Genomic DNA, 15,447 nt, shown 5'->3' with positions numbered 1-15,447 from the left:
GAGAAGATCATGACTAAAGAATACGGAATTGGGGCTGCTACCAATGCCGGATCCCATTCGCATCGTACGGCCGTGCTCACGATCATTCTTGCTAGCTACTTGATGATCGTACTCGACATCTCGATCGTCATCACTGCTCTCCCGAAGATGCACCACGACCTCGGTTTCTCGGCTACCGGGCTCTCCTGGGTGCAGAACGCTTATACGCTCGCCTTTGGCGGATTGCTATTGCTTAGCGCACGCGCCGGCGACATCCTCGGCCGGCGCCGCATGTTCATCGCCGGAATCGCGCTCTTTACTGCCGCATCGCTCGCCATTGGCCTGGCACAGTCCGCCTCCTGGCTGATTGGCACCCGCGTGTTGCAGGGCATCGGCGCCGCAATCCTGGCTCCGTCGACGCTCGCCCTCCTGTCGGCGAATTTCCCTGAAGGGCACGAGCGTACGCGTGCGGTTGCTTACTATAGCGCCGTTGCCGGCGTCGGGGCCAGTATCGGACTGTTTCTCGGCGGTATCTTCACCGACTGGCTCTCCTGGCGCGCCGGGTTCTTCATCAATGTGCCTATCGGGATCGCAATGATGCTTGCCGCGCCGCGCTACCTTGCAGAGACTGAAAAGCACCCGGGTCGGTTTGACCTAGCGGGCGCCATGAGCTCAACCCTCGGCATGACGGCGCTCGTTTACGGCATCGTCCACTCCGCGACCACGGGCTGGAGCAATCCTGTCACGGTCGCGGCACTCACGGCTGGCGTCCTGCTGCTTGCATTCTTCGTTTTCAACGAGTGGCGCGCGGAGCAGCCGATCATGCCGCTGCGCCTGTTCGCGAGCCGCGAGCGCGTCGGGGCCTACGCGGCCCGCATCCTTTTCCTTGGCGCCATGATGGGCTTCTGGTTCTTTATCACCCAGTTCCTACAAGGCGTCAGTAACTTTAGCCCGTTTGAGGCCGGTCTCGCCTTTCTACCGATGACGCTGGCTAATTTTGCGATAGCCATCGCTGTCCCGAGGCTAACGCGGCGGTTCGGCAATGCGCGTCTGCTCGCCGGTGGCGTCACCTTAACGATGATCGGGATGTTCTGGCTTAGCCGCATCTCGGCCGACACTTTGTACGTCACCGGGATCGCGCTGCCGATGATCCTGATCGGTATCGGCCAGGGTGCCTCCCTCGGCCCCCTCACGGCCGCAGGCATCGCCGGTGTTGCTTCTAAAGACGCCGGGGCCGCCTCCGGGCTCGTCAACGTTGCCCACCAGCTTGGCGGTTCTCTCGGACTCGGTATCCTTGTCACGGTATTCGCGGCCGCTGGCTCCACCATCCTCGGCGACCGGGATCTACTCGCACACCGCATTTCGATCTCGCTCACCGGTGGTACAGTAATGCTTGCGTTAGCGCTCGTTGTCGTTGTTATGCTGATTGTCCGGCCCCGTAAGGCTGCTGAAATAAATAGTAAATAGTTGTCTATTTAAGGGACGAGAGTGATGCTAACCCTTATTGAAGTAACGGAGTTCCTCTCTTTTCAGGAGCAGTGTGCTAACACTGCTCTGTTTTTTAGTTTGCGAATGGGCGAGATCATTTAGCAATTTTATTGGGACAATACTCAAAACTTTAGTTTCAATCTAAAACTGAATAGTTGAGTTCATATAAGTAAAGTACCAAAAAACAAACAATTGAGGCCGAAGAGCGCGGCGAATTAATTTCTCGGACTATTCTTGATGAATGGGGGAATCGAATCGGTACAATTACTTTATACGATATAGAAGATAATGCTGGATTTTTAGGCACTTGGCTTGGAAAACCGTATCACGGAAAAGGTTATAATAGCCCGGCTAAAGACGCTTTTTTTAAAGAACGCTTTTACAAACTAGGTATCGAAACGGTTTTTATGCGGATTCGCAAAGAAAATATCCGTTCCATCCTGAATAATAAGGGCGATAAGCTCGCCTATTATTAAAAAACGTCTTTGACGCACGGTTCATATACTAAGCAAAAGTTGTGAATTTTTGGGATTGGATGTGGGGAATTCGATTAATGTGCATCCGAACTATTCAAAACCTCTAAAAGGTAAAAACAAAGGAATTTCTCAAGAGGCAAGCCAATCAGGCTTGTCTTTTTACATCAATTTAATAAGGGGTTTGAATCCCCCGTTGAGCAGGGGATTCATGCGTTTATCCTTTGGTCATATTTCTCCCTCAGGCGCTTTATATCTTCTCTAGGTGGAAAACCAAACATGCGCGAATATTCACGGCTGAATTGCGTTGGGCTTTCATAGCCTACCCGGAATGCGACATCAGCGGCATCTGTTGACTCGGATAATAACAGGCGCCGGGCTTCCTGGAGTCTCAGTTGTTTTTGGAACTGAATCGGACTCATAGCGGTTACCTCTTTAAAGTGTCTATGAAGGGAAGAAGCACTCGTATTCGTTATTTCCGCAAGCTCCTCAATGCGAAAAGACCTTTCATAGTTATTCATGATATGTTCGATAACGTCTCTGATTCGATAGGTAGAGCTTCCTTCTATTGCAATTTGTTTCAATGCATCTCCATGCTGTCCTTGTAGAACTCTGTACAGAATTTCCTTCGTGAATAGAGGGGCAAGCACCGGGATATCCTTAGGATTGTCTAGCAAACGAGCTAATCTGATTACTGCATCTAGCATAGATGACTCTATCCGGCCGACAAACATAGCCCGCTTAGCATTTTCTTTCTGGCTAACTCGAATTTCAGCATCACTTAAGACCTCTAAGACTTGACTCGGCGTAAATTCAAGCTTGAGAGCCAAATACGGAACGTCGGAAGAGGCTTCCATGACTTGGCCGGTAATCGGCAAGTCAATAGATGTAACAAAGTAATCGGCAGGACCGTACCTAAAGCGTTCCTGTGCCAGCAATACCTCCTTCTCACCCTGAACGACAATGCATAAGGAAGGATTGTGAATCCCGTAAGTTGGTTCGGTAACAGTAGAGTAACGAGAGAAAAATAAAGACGGAATAGCAGTCTCGTGAGAACCATCTCGATCTGTATAACGCCCAATGAGTTTGGCGAGTTCCCCCTGCTGTTTATCTATTTGTTCAGACATAAAATCCTCCTTGTTCTTTATTCCTAACAACTCCATTATAATGCTTGTTCGTCAGTTACATAAACAGTTGTGAGAGGATTAGGCAATCATTTGGGATGAATGGGCTAACAGTCGCTTTTTCATTTGTTTCATAATAAGGAAGCCGATACTTTTTCAATAACTTTTATTATGATCGCAAAATGATCAAATTATAGATAAAGGAGTAGATAGAATACCATGAAAAACACTTGGAAAATTTACATGCTGACCCTTATCAGCTTCATTGTTGGCACTTCACAATTCAGCATCGTGGGCATGCTGGATAAAATCGCTGCTTCCACCGGCGTATCGGTATCGACAGCGGGACAGCTGATTACCGTATTCGCACTTGGCAACGCGATCGGCACGCCCCTTGTCATAGTGGCGACGGCTAAGATGAATCAGCGCAAGCAATTGCTACTGGCTCTCGCCATCATATTACTCGGCATCGTTTCGATGCTCGCTCTTCCAGGCTTCGGCTTCCTGATGGCCTCTCGCGTTATCCTTGGGATCGGATCGGGCGTCTTCATCGTCACAGCTTATGGAATAGCTGCGAAGCTGGCTCCTCCCGGACGTCAGGGCAGTGCGATGTCCAGCGTCGCACTGGGCGCTAGCTCCTCCCTTGTATTTGGCGTCCCCATCGGCCGCATGGTGGCAACCGCATATGATTGGAAAACGATCTTCTGGATCATTGGTCTCTTAAGCTTGTTTGCAGTCTTCGCTGTCGCACGAACGATTCCGGCCATGGAAGGCGAAGCGTCCGTACCTCTGGGTAAGAGACTTGCCCTCTTGAAGAATCCGAGGATCGCGGTTACCCTTGGTGTTTCGTTCTTCGTGTTTATCGGCTTTTCGATTATCGATACGTATATCACCCCCTTTCTGACCGCCGTCATGCCGACGATGCAACGGGAAATAAGCGTTATTCTCATGACTTTGGGCATAGGGAGCTTGATCGGCTCTAGGCTTGGCGGATTCCTGGCGGATCGAATCGGTATCGTCCGTACGATCTTCGGCGCTATGATCGTCCAAATTCTCACCCTAGTGTTGCTGTCCGCTGGCTCTGGGTGGGTACTCGTTACCATTCCGTTGCTCATGCTTTGGGAGATCGCTTGCTGGACGTTTGGGCCGACTCAAAACTTCAACCTAGTCTCGCTTGCTCCGGAAGCTTCTGGAATCGCGCTTAGTCTGAACAGTTCGTTCGTACAGTTCGGATTCGCTGTAGGCGCCGGCATCGGGGGAATCGTCGTGGGAGGCTGGTCGATCATGGAGATCACTTGGATCAGTGCCGCCTCGGTTGCAATCGCAGCTGTCGTCGCGGTCTTTTCCTTCGGCCTTGCCCGTTCGCTCTCAAGCGCACGATGATGAAGTGAGATGGGAAAAACAATCTAAGGAGGAAGAACATGAACTATTATCATTTGAACAATGGCATAAAAATCCCGGCATTGGGATTTGGTGTGTGGAATCTTAACGATCCCGAACTTTGTAAAAATATTTTGATTTCAGCCATACAAGCAGGATACCGTTTGATTGATACGGCATCAGCCTATCTAAATGAGACGGCAGTTGGTGAAGCTATAAAGGAATCGGGCGTTAAAAGAGATGAATTATTTGTTACGTCTAAACTTTGGATTCAGGATACTGGATATGAGAAAACAAAAGAAGCGTTTGAACGAACACTACAGCGTTTAGGACTGGATTATCTTGATATGTATCTGATTCATTGGCCTTATGGCGATATTGCTGGAAGCTGGAAGGCAATGGAGGAACTCTATCATGAAGGGAAAATCAAAGCCATCGGTGTTAGTAATTTTTCAATTAGAGACATGCAGAACCTTCTTGAAATCGCAAGCGTAAAGCCGGTAGTCAATCAGGTAGAATGCCATCCAATCTTTCAGCAAAAAGAACTCCGTGCCTTTCTGAAGGAGAACGACATCTATCTGGAGGCTTGGTTCCCACTTGGAAGCGGGAATAAGGATTTGCTTGAAAACCAGCAGCTGAAACAAATCGCAGACAAGTACGGCAAAGAAACTGCACAGGTCATTCTGAGATGGCACGTGCAGGAAGGTGGGATTGCTCTTCCAAAGTCAACTAAACAGAAACGCATTGAGAGCAATTTTGCCATTTGGGATTTTGAACTGACGGAGCAGGAAATGAACGTCATCCGCAGTATGGATACAAACAAGAGGCTTTCCAATGACCCTGAAGATGAAGAAGTCAAAAAGAAAATAACAAGCTGGGTATTGGACATATAATCTTTAAAACTGAGTAGCAAAGGCAAACCAATTCATACGATCACAGGAGGTAAATGATGAACTATTTTACTTTGAAAAATGGCGTGAAAATTCCGGCGCTAGGATTCGGAGTGTGGCAGATTACGGATGCCGAACTTTGCAAAAAGACCGTGGCCACGGCAATAAAAGATGGCTACCGTTTAATAGATACCGCAGCCGTATATATGAATGAACGGGCAGTCGGTGAAGGCATTAAAGCATCGGGCATCAACCGTGATGAACTGTTTATCACTTCTAAACTCTGGGTGCAGGATACTGGATATGAGAAAACAAAGAAAGCGATAGAAGGAACATTGGAGCGGTTACAGCTGGATTATCTTGATATGTATCTTCAGCACTGGCCTTATGGTGACAATATCGGGAGCTGGAAAGCAATGGAAGAATACTACCATCAAGGAAAAATTAAAGCCATCGGTGTCTGCAATTATACAATCCAGCATATGAAGGATTTGCTTGAAGTTGCAAGCGTAAAGCCGGTAGTCAATCAGGTGGAATGCCATCCAATCTTTCAGCAAAAAGAACTCCGTGCTTATTTGAAGGAAAACGACATCTATTTGGAAGCATGGAGTCCATTAGGGCATGGTGTGCAGGACCTGCTTTCCCATCCGCAATTTCAGCAAATTGCAGACAAGTATGGCAAAGAAACCGCACAAGTCATTTTGCGCTGGCATGTACAGGAAGAAGCAATTGCGATTCCGAAATCTGCAACTCCGAGCCGTATTAAAAGTAATTTTGACATCTGGGACTTTGAGTTGAGTGAACAGGAAATGAACGTTATCCGCTCCATCGATACCAACCAAAGATTGTCTGCCGACCCTGCTGATAAGGAATGGGAAAAATCTATGTTGGAAAGAGTATTTGATCATTTTTGAGATGGAAACAAGTGCAGAAAATTCTGGCTAAGGAAGGAAGATAAATAATGTAATTAATGAATTAATGTCTACTGAACAAAAGAAAAAGCTTTTGCTATCAGTCTATAACGAGAGTATAAGGTATGAAAAGTGCAAGGGAAATCACGAAAATCGTGAAAAAACTTGCACTTTTCATTTAAAGCGAGGCGAGCAACATGTATCAAAAACAAAAATATGTACAAACTTCATAGTGGACTAATATTGGTTTCTCTATACTTTAGAATGAAAGGGAATTTGACTAATGTTTTGCTCCTTGGAGCAAATGGGGGAATTGCCCGTTATGCTATTGATTTATTCCTAAATGAAACCGATGCGCAGTTGACGCCAATGCTAGAATTTATTATAATTTGACGTTCAATTAAAAATTCCATGTTTGGAGATTTCAACGTTTACCCTTGCCTTAAAGCTAACATTAGGATATTTTTCTTCCCAATTGATTTTTTGCCAAGTTTCATGATGATGGGCAATAATATGTCTTCCAATACCAAGGCTGTCCGAATTAGCTTCTTGCATTTTTTTGATTATTTTATTGGCTTTTGTCGTTAGCATTTCGGATAATTTTTTAGTCAGGAAATTGGTCTTTTTCTCCGAATCTAATCGGTCTTCTGGATACTCCATTATTGCTACTTTAAAATCTAACCATTACGCAATTGCAACTTTTGTGTTTGTTTTTTTGCCAAGGGTTAAGTATTGAATAAATAGATTTGGATCTTCAATTCGCTTACGTAGAAGGTTTAAGTTAATTGTTAAATTTTCTACAAACCCCTGATGAGAGCCCCTTACAACTTTTTCATTCTGAGGTTCATCCGTACTTCTTACAAAATTTGAAGCTGTGTCGATTAAAAATACATGCTGCTCTCCATCCATATAAAAGATTGAAAATCCGTTCAGCATTTTGTTCGTTATATCATCAAAGTTTGTTGATTTAGGAAAATGCTCAAGGGTAAAACTGTCCAAATTATTTTTGTTTGTGTATTTAGCAAGTGGAACAAAAAATTTTTGTTCCAGCTTGTCCTGGTCAACTAAGGTTTCAAAATAAAAACAAACACACTCTTTTTGGTTAAAAGTAAATTGATAAGACTTTAGATCGTGTGAATGGTAAAAAAATCCTCGATATAATTAATATTATCCCAAATAGAGGAAAAAACTTGAGTAACAATTGGTTCAGATGTTTGAATCTGTTTTTTATTATAAGGATTGATACGACGACGTTTATACTTGAAAAATCCCATATTACACACCCTAAAATTGAAATGATCTCATACCAAATATATTTCCAATATTTTTGAAAAGTATGTAGTTCAATTGGTTCTGGTGCAAAGATAAAATACTACATTTCTTGTGCATACTTTTTACTTGCAAAAATGCGTTTCAGAAAGTATATTGTAATTATTACAAATAAAACGATACGTATCGTTTTATTTTTTGTGAGAGACTGTTTTATATCAAGGAGGTGAAATCACTATGACAGGAAAGAAAAAAGAACCTCGGAGTAGAAATGAGATTCTTAATGCAACCATTGAGATGTTAGAATTCACCAGTTATTCATCTTTAACAATTGAGGCAATAGCTTCGCAAGCTGGAGTCGGAAAAACAACTATCTATCGATGGTGGGAAAATAAAGCGTACCTTGTGTTAGATGCTTTTTTAATGGTGGTAGATTCAAAATTTGAATTTAACAGCAATAATCCCGTACAGGACACCTTTAAACAACATCTTGAAGCTTTAGCTCGTATTCTTAACAGCAAGATTGGTAAGTCAACATTAACCATAGTTATAGAGAATGAAGAAATTGCTAAGAAATTTTGCACCTCATATCTCAGCCTTAGAAGAAGTAAAGCAAAACAATTACTTCAAGCTGCGATAGATAAGGGTGAAGTTCAATCCACAATTAATGCGGATGTAGTTTTAGATATGTTATATGGTTCTATTTACTTCCAGATACTCATATATAAAAAAGTTCCAGATGAAGATTATATCAACGAATTATTAACCCGAGTTATGAAGGGAATTAGTATCCCGAATCAATCTTAAACCAGGAGGATTTTTATTGGTGACTCAACCGGCAAATACAACATCATACAATAAGAACTATTCTTTAATGACCACGATTTTATTTTGGTGTGGTTTAGTTATTTTAACTAGTATGTATATTACTATTCCGTTAACAACTGTATTTATCCAATCCTTTCATGTTAGCTCGACACAAGCAGCTTGGATTGGAAGTTCATTTTCTCTATGTTATGCACTGGGGTGTCTCCTTTATGGACCATTCTCCGACAGATATGGACGTAAAGTTTTTTTAGTAACGAGCATCAGTGTGTTAACAGTGGTTACGATTGCCATTGGATTTGTAGACAGTTTTTACGGACTTATTATTCTAAGAGGAATTCAAGGGCTAGTAGCTGCTGCGTTTGCTCCTATTTCACTAGTATATGCAGGGGAAATGTTTCCGCCTCCTAAAAGGCTAACAGCTGTTGGATTTATCAGTTCGGGGCTTCTCATGGCAGGCATAGTGGGTCAAGTTTTTAGCGGAATCGTGAATGAATATTTAGGTTGGCACGTCATTTTCTTTATTTTAGGAATTCTATATTTTATCACTACTCTACTCGTTATAGGATTTCTTCCAAAAGATGAAATGCTAAGACCGAAAGAAAATGTGCTTATTAAGTTTAAACAAATGACAACTCTGCTAAAACAAACACAGTTACTTTTAGCTTTTTCTATTACGTTTATGCTCTTATTATCTTTAGTTGGAATGTATACCATACTGGGAAGCTATTTAAGTTCGACTAAGTTTGGGCTTACGAACCAGGAGATACTATATATTCGAGCAGTTGGGATCCTTGGGATGCTTCTATCACCGTTTTCCGGAAGAATTGCCCAAAAAATAGGAATAGTAACTGTTCTCCGAGGTGGATTAGCTTTAGCTGCTGTTGGATTGCTTGCTTTAGGTCTTAGCCCTTACTTGCCATTCATCGTCCTAATGAGTGTAGGATTTGTAGCCGGCATTGCAGTAATAACTCCCATAATCATCTCAATTATCAGTCAACTAGCTGGAAATGCAAGGGGAAGTGCTATTTCGTTTAACGCGTTTATTCTCTTCCTTGGTGCCAGTACGGGTCCGATATTAGCTATTAACTTACTAAAAACAGAGCAATATCGATTATCTTTTGGAATCTTAGGGTCCATTCTCTTAGTAGGATTTTTATTATCCTTTTTTATCAAATTGGCTTCTACGGCAACTTCTAAGAGTGTAGCTCTAAAACGAATTTCCTAAACCTTTTAATCTAAGATTTTCTAATCTATAGCTAATATGACCGATAGTCATAAGCCAGGTGCTTCTTTACTTCCAAACATACAGGATTTACGTTCTGTTTCCACGGCTGTGGCAATCGAAGTAGCAAAAGCGGCTATTAAAGATGGAGTAGCACGTGTAGAGCCGGAAGATGTGGAACAAGCGATTAAAGATGCTATGTGGAATCCAGTCTATAAACCCGTCAAAGCGATGGAGGAATCAGAAATAGCAATATAATTTTTTGCAAGTGTCCATCATCTTGATGGATTAGATGATGGGCACTTACATTCTGATAAATCAATGAGACGATTGATCATTTTTAATGTGGTAGTCTTTCCAGAGCCACTGGGACCGATTAAAATAAAAAATTCACCTTTCTTTATTTCTAAATCTAAAGACTTTGTGGCAAAGGTCCCATTAGGGAATTTTTTCGATACTTGTTCAAATCGAATCATTTTACCTTTCCTTTTGATTGGTAAAATTTTCGGAATAATATAGATACCTATATATTATTCCGAAAAAATTAGAATCTGTTTAAAATCCTTTCTAATAAATGTTCTAACTGTTCTTTTTCAATATTCGTTAAATCTCCGTAAATGACAGTGTTTATTTTTTCTGAAATCTCACGAAAAATTGGTTTCAGCTGGATACCCTTTTCCGTAAGATTGATTAAAGTTACTCTGCTGTCCTCCTTACTTTTTATCCTCTTCACATAACCTAGTTTCTGTAACTTATCTACCAATACTGTAACTGTCGGCTGCGTGCGATGGATTTTTTCAGACAGTTCCTTTACAGATAAACCGTTTTTTTTGTAAAGGTGAACTAAAATATCTCCGTGAGAAGGGGCGATACCATCCACTCCGTATTTTCCGAGCTCCGACATAATCATATTGTTTACGGCATCTCTAATCTTTCCAACCATTGAAGCTGTATCATATTTTATCATGTTTACTATTATACATAGACGTCTATATGTTTTCAAGTGATTAAACTATTCTGCCCCTTCAGTTGAACAAGAAGGGTACCATAAACGACTGTTTTCGATATAGCTAATAAAATATACAGATCAAGAGATACTATCAGCTAAACCAAAAAGTAAAACTTGTGTGGACTTATTTTATAATTGACAAACCAAAAACACATAGTTAAAATTCTTAATAGTTAAGTGTTTTAATTATATTGGAGGGGTAACTCATATGATTCATTCGAAAATAAGGGATATTGTAGCCCGTTATGTTGAGGTTAATTCGTCGCTGAATCGCAGCTTTTCTCATCTTTTACGACTCGTAACGGGGGATGCTTTAACTCCAGAACAGTTTGTTACGATGTGCCATATTCAAAAATCAGGTGCATGTACGTCATCACAGTTAGCAGATGAGTTTGGTGTAAAAAGAAGTGCCATTACATCTATCGTCAACCGTTTATTTGAAAAAGAGTTGGTACGGAGAACAATTGATCCGAAGGACCGGAGAACAACGTATCTCACACTAACAGAGCAGGGTGACTCTGTTTGTACAGAAATGAACGAGAAACTGTATACATTCATTCAGCCTGTCATTCATGAATTTGAGGATGAGGAAATCAATACTTTCTTAAAAAACCTTGAACGATTGAGCGTATTAATAGGCGGCATTACAAAAGACCAAGAGAAGGTGAGAGAATGAAAACCATATTAAGGATGAAATGGTTTATCCTTATCATCTGGGTTGCTGTGATTGCTGGTTTATTTAGTATTGCACCAAACATCGGAACATTAGTAAAAGAAAAAGGGCAAGTGAGTATACCAAAAGAATATTCATCAACAAAAGCAAGTGAAATTATGAAAGAGATACAATCCCAGAAAAATGTGGGAGATGAAACACAAGTAGCACTGGTATTTCATAATGACAAAAAACTGACAGATACAGAAATACAAGAAGCCGAAAAGGCGGTAAAACAATTAGAAGAACAAAGAAAGAAGCTAGGTATTACAGAAATCCTATCTCCATTTACAAATGAAAATCTAAAGGATCAACTCATTTCTAAAGATGGAAAAACCATCTTAACCTCCCTCACCATTAGTTGGAATGACAGAGAGAAAAAGGAAGTAAGCGATGCGCTATATAGTGCCATTCAACAATATAAGGTAGACCACTACTATACAAGTAACTGGTTAATTGGAGAAGATATTAATACGGCATCCGAAGAAGGTTTAAAGAAAACTGAGGGGATTACAGTTGTATTTATACTTGCTGTACTTCTGCTTGTTTTTAGATCTATTGTTGCACCATTCATTCCCTTATTCACAGTAGGGTTGGCTTACTTAGCATCACAGTCCATTGTATCTATATTAGTCGACCAATGGAACTTCCCGATTTCCAGCTACACACAGATATTCTTAGTTGCTATTTTATTTGGAATTGGTACAGACTACTGTATTTTGTTGTTAAGTCGATTTAAAGAAGAATTGTCACACCATGACAGTACTGCTGATGCAATCTTAGCAACATACCGCAATGCTGGACGGACGGTCTTCTTTAGTGGTATGGCTGTCATGGTTGGATTTGCTGCTGTTGGCTTTTCCCAATTTAATCTATATAAGTCCGCATCTGCCATAGCGGTAGGAGTCGCATTATTATTACTTGCACTGTTTACCTTCGTTCCGGTTGTGATGCTGGGACTTGGGCAAAAACTATTCTGGCCTTCAAAAGGCAGTGTAGAGCATGGAGACAGCAAGATTTGGGAGTATGTCGGTCGTTTTTCTTTAAAGAGACCGTTCGTGGCTTTACTGGTTGTAGCTGCAGTTTGTGTACCATTTCTCGTTACGTATGATGGAAAATTATCGTTCAATTCATTGGATGAAATTAGCGGAGATAAAGCTCTTTCCATTAAGGCATTTAAAATTGTCGCTGACAGCTTTGGTCCTGGAGAAGCTATGCCAACGACTATCGTCATTAAGAATGATGAAGCAATGGATTCCATGCCATACGTAAGCCTGGCTGAGAATATAAGCCGAGAACTTACGAAAGTAAGCTTAGTAGACCAGGTTCGCTCTGTAACAAGACCAACTGGAGCACCCATTAAAGAACTGTATGTCTCGAATCAGGCTGAAACTTTGCATGAGGGATTAGAAAAAGGACAACAAGGAATTGATCAAATCAGCGCGGGTCTTCATACTGCCGGCGATAATCTCTCGAACTCAGCGCCACAATTACAGGATGCTACAAAAGGAATCAATACTTTAATCAGTGGCACAAATCAGATGCAATCAGGACTTTCGGAAATCCAAACGAATCTTACGAAAATTGAAAATGGAATCCGGCAAGGCTCTGCTGGATCTGATCAGATTAGGAAAGGTTTAGAAGATGCTCAAACAGGTGCAGAGAAATTATTAGCTGCCCATAAACAGCTTCAGGCTGGATATAACGATGTGGGAACCAAATTATCTACTTTGGTAGATGGGTATCAAAAAGTAGAAGCTGGTCTGCAAGAGTTGTCAAAAAGTGTGAATCAGATACAAGATGCATCCTTTGACAGCCTGGAGAAAAAGTATGATGGTCTAGGTAAGGAAGATGCGTATGAAAAAATGAAAGTAGCCTTACAAGCAACAAAAACGCAACTACCAATCATCAGCAGTAAAATTGCACAGCTGAATGATGGTTTGTCCCAAGTACAAGCAGGGGTAACAACAGCCAATGGTAACTATGCAGAAATCTTGAAAAACCAGACTTCTTTAGGCTCTGGGCTTGAACAATTAATTGCAGGGATCGAGCAACAAAAGGCCGGCCTGGATCAGTTAGCAAACGGCCAAGGACAAATTGTTGGGAACATGCCGAAACTGACCAATGGATTAAGCAGCATCAATACTGGGCAGAAGAAGCTATTAGAAGGGTTCAGTGGAATTGATGGTCAGATTGGTCAACTGACAAATGGTCTACAACAAAGTGCTGACGGACTAGGCCAAATTTCGGTAGGGCTGGATTCCGCAACCAATTATGTATCTGGTTTATCCAAACAAGACACAGACAATTTTTATTTGCCGCAGGAAACCCTGCAAAGCAAAGATTTCCAAACATCACTGGATACGTATCTGTCAAAAGATCGTAAAATCATGAAAATCGAAGTCATTTTAAAAGCCAATCCTTATTCAAATCAAGCGCTGAACCAAGTAGATGAGATTAAACAAACCGTACAGCGTGTGACAAAGGGAACAAAATTAGAAAATGCACAGATTGCTGTTGGAGGGGTTACGAGCAATAATACTGATACAAAAACAATGTCAGATCAGGATTACTCCAAAACGGTTGTGTATATGTTAGTGGCGATTTCGATTGTATTGGTGTTCTTATTCCGCTCAATCCTGATGCCAGCTTATATTATCGGCTCCTTGCTTTTAACATTCTACACAACAATGGGAATCAATGAAGCAATCTATGTGAATCTTCTTGGATTCCCTGGAATCAATTGGGTCGTTCCATTTTTTGGTTTTGTTATCTTGATTGCATTAGGAGTAGATTACAGTATCTTCCTCATGGAGAGATTTAATGAGTATCAGGGCGTTACAATTGCTGAAGCCATGCTAGAGGCGATGAAGAAGATGGGAACTGTTATTATTTCAGCGGCCATTATTTTAGGAGGAACATTTGCGGCAATGATGCCTTCTGGTATGTTGTCCTTGCTGCAAATCGCAAGCATTGTTTTGGTCGGATTATTCCTGTATGCCTTCATTATTCTCCCTCTCTTTATACCAGTCATGGTCAAGAATTTTGGAAAAGCAAACTGGTGGCCTTTTAAAAGACCGAGTAATAGATAGTCAACAGAAGAAAAAAATATAAAAGTCTCAACAGCTTTTATTAGAATATCTTATGTCGCATTTAGTAACATACATGGGGGGTTACAAGATGGATAATAGAAATTATAGATGGAGCAATAAACAAATAAGAAACCATGTAGAGGTACTTGATGAAGAAAAAAATCCTCATATTATCCTAAAAAACGCAACCTATTTAAATACCTATTTGCATCAATGGTTAGTTGCGAATATTTGGATATACGAAGATCGTATTGTTTATGTTGGAGAGAATCTTCCTGAAAACTTAAATGGATATGAGGTCATTGATTGTCAGGGGCAATATTTAGGAAACCCGAACGGGAATCCTCTCCCATTCATTGGAGAGATGAAAGTGAGGTCGGATACGGAGTAGCTTCTGCTACTTTACGTATCCGACTTTTTGTTCACTTCACCATACCATATGTATACGATTAAAAGTTGTTAAATAGATGTTTTTCCATATTTTTGATATACTGTATATATGAGTTAAAAACAGATTGTTCACGCAAGAACCTGTGTCTACAACGTCCATTATCATATCGTATGGTCTGTAAAATACAGACGAACGGTTCTCTCAAGGGAAATTGAAACCGATATGAAGAATATGTTTCAAGAAATTGCCGGAGATAAAGGATTTGAGGTTGTTATGGTTGAAGTCGGAGACCAAGATCATGTTCATGTTTTTGCTTCCGCGCATCCTAAAATTGCACCTTCTTATATCATGAAGATGTTAAAAGGGATTTCTGCTCGTAAATTGTTTCTTCTTCATCCTGAATTGAAACAAAAACTAGGGAAAGGACACTTAGGGAACAGTAGTTTTTATATCGAAACTGTTGGTTCGATTAGCGAGGATGTCATTCAGGCGTATATTGCCATGCAATCGAAGGGAGGTGACTAAGTTGATTCGTGCCTCGTATTTTGTGTGTAAGCCGAATCATGAAACGAATATCATTCTATCTCATTTGACCTATGCTGCTAGAAAGTTATGGAATGTAGCTAATTATGAAAAGCGGAACTGGTGTAAAGAAGACGGTACACCTTTCCCGAATTGG

General features: G+C 41.3%; 12 protein-coding genes and 5 pseudogenes. 12 read left to right on the top strand and 5 right to left on the bottom strand.

All coding sequences use genetic code 11. The features are described from left to right. The first annotated feature begins 9 nt into the window (after positions 1–9). Both H540_RS0113755 and H540_RS32105 read left to right on the top strand, forming a co-directional pair. On the top strand, positions 10–1,446 hold the full coding sequence (locus tag H540_RS0113755; RefSeq protein WP_051317103.1) for an MFS transporter: 1,437 nt from the start codon (positions 10–12) through the stop codon (positions 1,444–1,446). A 203-nt stretch (positions 1,447–1,649) separates the two neighbouring features. Further along, positions 1,650–1,937, top strand: a pseudogene (locus H540_RS32105) (GNAT family N-acetyltransferase); the annotation flags it as partial. Positions 1,938–2,149: 212 nt separating this feature from the next. On the opposite strand, the gene H540_RS0113750 reads toward H540_RS32105, so the two are convergent. Further along, positions 2,150–3,067, bottom strand: a complete 918-nt coding sequence (locus H540_RS0113750) for an AraC family transcriptional regulator (protein ID WP_028401170.1) — start codon at positions 3,065–3,067, stop codon at positions 2,150–2,152. A 216-nt stretch (positions 3,068–3,283) separates the two neighbouring features. Between H540_RS0113750 and H540_RS0113745 the strand changes: the two genes are divergently transcribed. From H540_RS0113745 to H540_RS0113735, 3 genes are read left to right on the top strand one after another with little or no spacing between them, the layout of a single operon-like run. Beyond that, positions 3,284–4,447, top strand: a complete 1,164-nt coding sequence (locus H540_RS0113745) for an MFS transporter (RefSeq protein WP_028401169.1) — start codon at positions 3,284–3,286, stop codon at positions 4,445–4,447. A 38-nt stretch (positions 4,448–4,485) separates the two neighbouring features. Beyond that, positions 4,486–5,337, top strand: coding sequence for an aldo/keto reductase (locus H540_RS0113740; RefSeq protein WP_028401168.1), 852 nt, complete (start codon positions 4,486–4,488; stop codon positions 5,335–5,337). 56 nt (positions 5,338–5,393) lie between these two features. After that, on the top strand, positions 5,394–6,248 hold the full coding sequence (locus H540_RS0113735; RefSeq protein ID WP_028401167.1) for an aldo/keto reductase: 855 nt from the start codon (positions 5,394–5,396) through the stop codon (positions 6,246–6,248). Between the two features lie 393 nt (positions 6,249–6,641). Here H540_RS0113735 and H540_RS29680 read toward each other — a convergent pair whose 3' ends face one another. Both H540_RS29680 and H540_RS31430 read right to left on the bottom strand, forming a co-directional pair. Next, positions 6,642–6,908, bottom strand: a complete 267-nt coding sequence (locus H540_RS29680; protein ID WP_281172507.1) for a Ger(x)C family spore germination C-terminal domain-containing protein — start codon at positions 6,906–6,908, stop codon at positions 6,642–6,644. A gap of 21 nt (positions 6,909–6,929) precedes the next feature. Next, positions 6,930–7,379 (bottom strand): annotated as a pseudogene (locus H540_RS31430) (spore germination protein); the annotation flags it as partial. Between the two features lie 372 nt (positions 7,380–7,751). Between H540_RS31430 and H540_RS0113710 the strand changes: the two are divergent. The 3 genes and pseudogenes from H540_RS0113710 to H540_RS0113700 form a co-directional block, all read left to right on the top strand. Next, on the top strand, positions 7,752–8,321 hold the full coding sequence (locus tag H540_RS0113710) for a TetR/AcrR family transcriptional regulator (RefSeq protein WP_028401164.1): 570 nt from the start codon (positions 7,752–7,754) through the stop codon (positions 8,319–8,321). 19 nt (positions 8,322–8,340) lie between these two features. After that, complete coding sequence (locus H540_RS29675) at positions 8,341–9,567, top strand: MFS transporter (RefSeq protein ID WP_245592239.1); 1,227 nt, start codon at positions 8,341–8,343, stop codon at positions 9,565–9,567. 24 nt (positions 9,568–9,591) lie between these two features. Continuing rightward, positions 9,592–9,822: pseudogene (locus tag H540_RS0113700) on the top strand (malic enzyme-like NAD(P)-binding protein); the annotation flags it as partial. Between the two features lie 50 nt (positions 9,823–9,872). On the opposite strand, the pseudogene H540_RS0113695 reads toward H540_RS0113700, so the two are convergent. Together H540_RS0113695 and H540_RS0113690 are read right to left on the bottom strand one after the other, a co-directional pair. Continuing rightward, positions 9,873–10,040 (bottom strand): annotated as a pseudogene (locus tag H540_RS0113695) (ATP-binding cassette domain-containing protein); the annotation flags it as partial. 68 nt (positions 10,041–10,108) lie between these two features. Beyond that, positions 10,109–10,507 (bottom strand): MarR family winged helix-turn-helix transcriptional regulator, encoded by a 399-nt coding sequence (locus H540_RS0113690; protein WP_425388119.1) that lies wholly within the window; start codon positions 10,505–10,507, stop codon positions 10,109–10,111. A gap of 274 nt (positions 10,508–10,781) precedes the next feature. On the opposite strand from H540_RS0113690, the gene H540_RS0113685 reads away from it, so the two are divergent. From H540_RS0113685 to tnpA, 4 genes and pseudogenes are all read left to right on the top strand, one after another. After that, entirely contained in the window at positions 10,782–11,249 is a 468-nt protein-coding gene (locus H540_RS0113685) for a MarR family winged helix-turn-helix transcriptional regulator (RefSeq protein ID WP_028401160.1), read from the top strand. Then, positions 11,246–14,377 (top strand): MMPL family transporter, encoded by a 3,132-nt coding sequence (locus H540_RS0113680; RefSeq protein WP_028401159.1) that lies wholly within the window; start codon positions 11,246–11,248, stop codon positions 14,375–14,377. The genes H540_RS0113685 and H540_RS0113680 overlap by 4 nt, the downstream gene beginning before the upstream one ends. 88 nt (positions 14,378–14,465) lie before the next feature. Then, a pseudogene (locus H540_RS0113675) lies at positions 14,466–14,702 on the top strand (adenosine deaminase); the annotation flags it as partial. A 189-nt stretch (positions 14,703–14,891) separates the two neighbouring features. Next, positions 14,892–15,293: an IS200/IS605 family transposase gene (tnpA, locus tag H540_RS0113670; RefSeq protein ID WP_028401157.1), complete on the top strand. Its 402-nt coding sequence runs from the start codon at positions 14,892–14,894 to the stop codon at positions 15,291–15,293. Positions 15,294–15,447 lie beyond the last annotated feature (154 nt).

This window comes from Ectobacillus panaciterrae DSM 19096 (assembly GCF_000430785.1).
GTDB classification, from domain to species: domain Bacteria; phylum Bacillota; class Bacilli; order Bacillales; family Bacillaceae_G; genus Ectobacillus; species Ectobacillus panaciterrae.
This window is presented reverse-complemented; position numbering and strand designations above follow the sequence as displayed.

Bases quoted from the DNA above. Each gene is read 5' to 3' on its own strand.
- H540_RS0113755 (WP_051317103.1), top strand. From the start codon at position 10: ATGACTAAAGAATACGGAATTGGGGCTGCTACCAATGCCGGATCCCAT.
- H540_RS0113750 (WP_028401170.1), bottom strand. From the start codon at position 3,067: ATGTCTGAACAAATAGATAAACAGCAGGGGGAACTCGCCAAACTCATT.
- H540_RS0113745 (WP_028401169.1), top strand. From the start codon at position 3,284: ATGAAAAACACTTGGAAAATTTACATGCTGACCCTTATCAGCTTCATT.
- H540_RS0113740 (WP_028401168.1), top strand. From the start codon at position 4,486: ATGAACTATTATCATTTGAACAATGGCATAAAAATCCCGGCATTGGGA.
- H540_RS0113735 (WP_028401167.1), top strand. From the start codon at position 5,394: ATGAACTATTTTACTTTGAAAAATGGCGTGAAAATTCCGGCGCTAGGA.
- H540_RS0113710 (WP_028401164.1), top strand. From the start codon at position 7,752: ATGACAGGAAAGAAAAAAGAACCTCGGAGTAGAAATGAGATTCTTAAT.
- H540_RS0113690 (WP_425388119.1), bottom strand. From the start codon at position 10,507: ATGGTTGGAAAGATTAGAGATGCCGTAAACAATATGATTATGTCGGAG.
- H540_RS0113685 (WP_028401160.1), top strand. From the start codon at position 10,782: ATGATTCATTCGAAAATAAGGGATATTGTAGCCCGTTATGTTGAGGTT.
- H540_RS0113680 (WP_028401159.1), top strand. From the start codon at position 11,246: ATGAAAACCATATTAAGGATGAAATGGTTTATCCTTATCATCTGGGTT.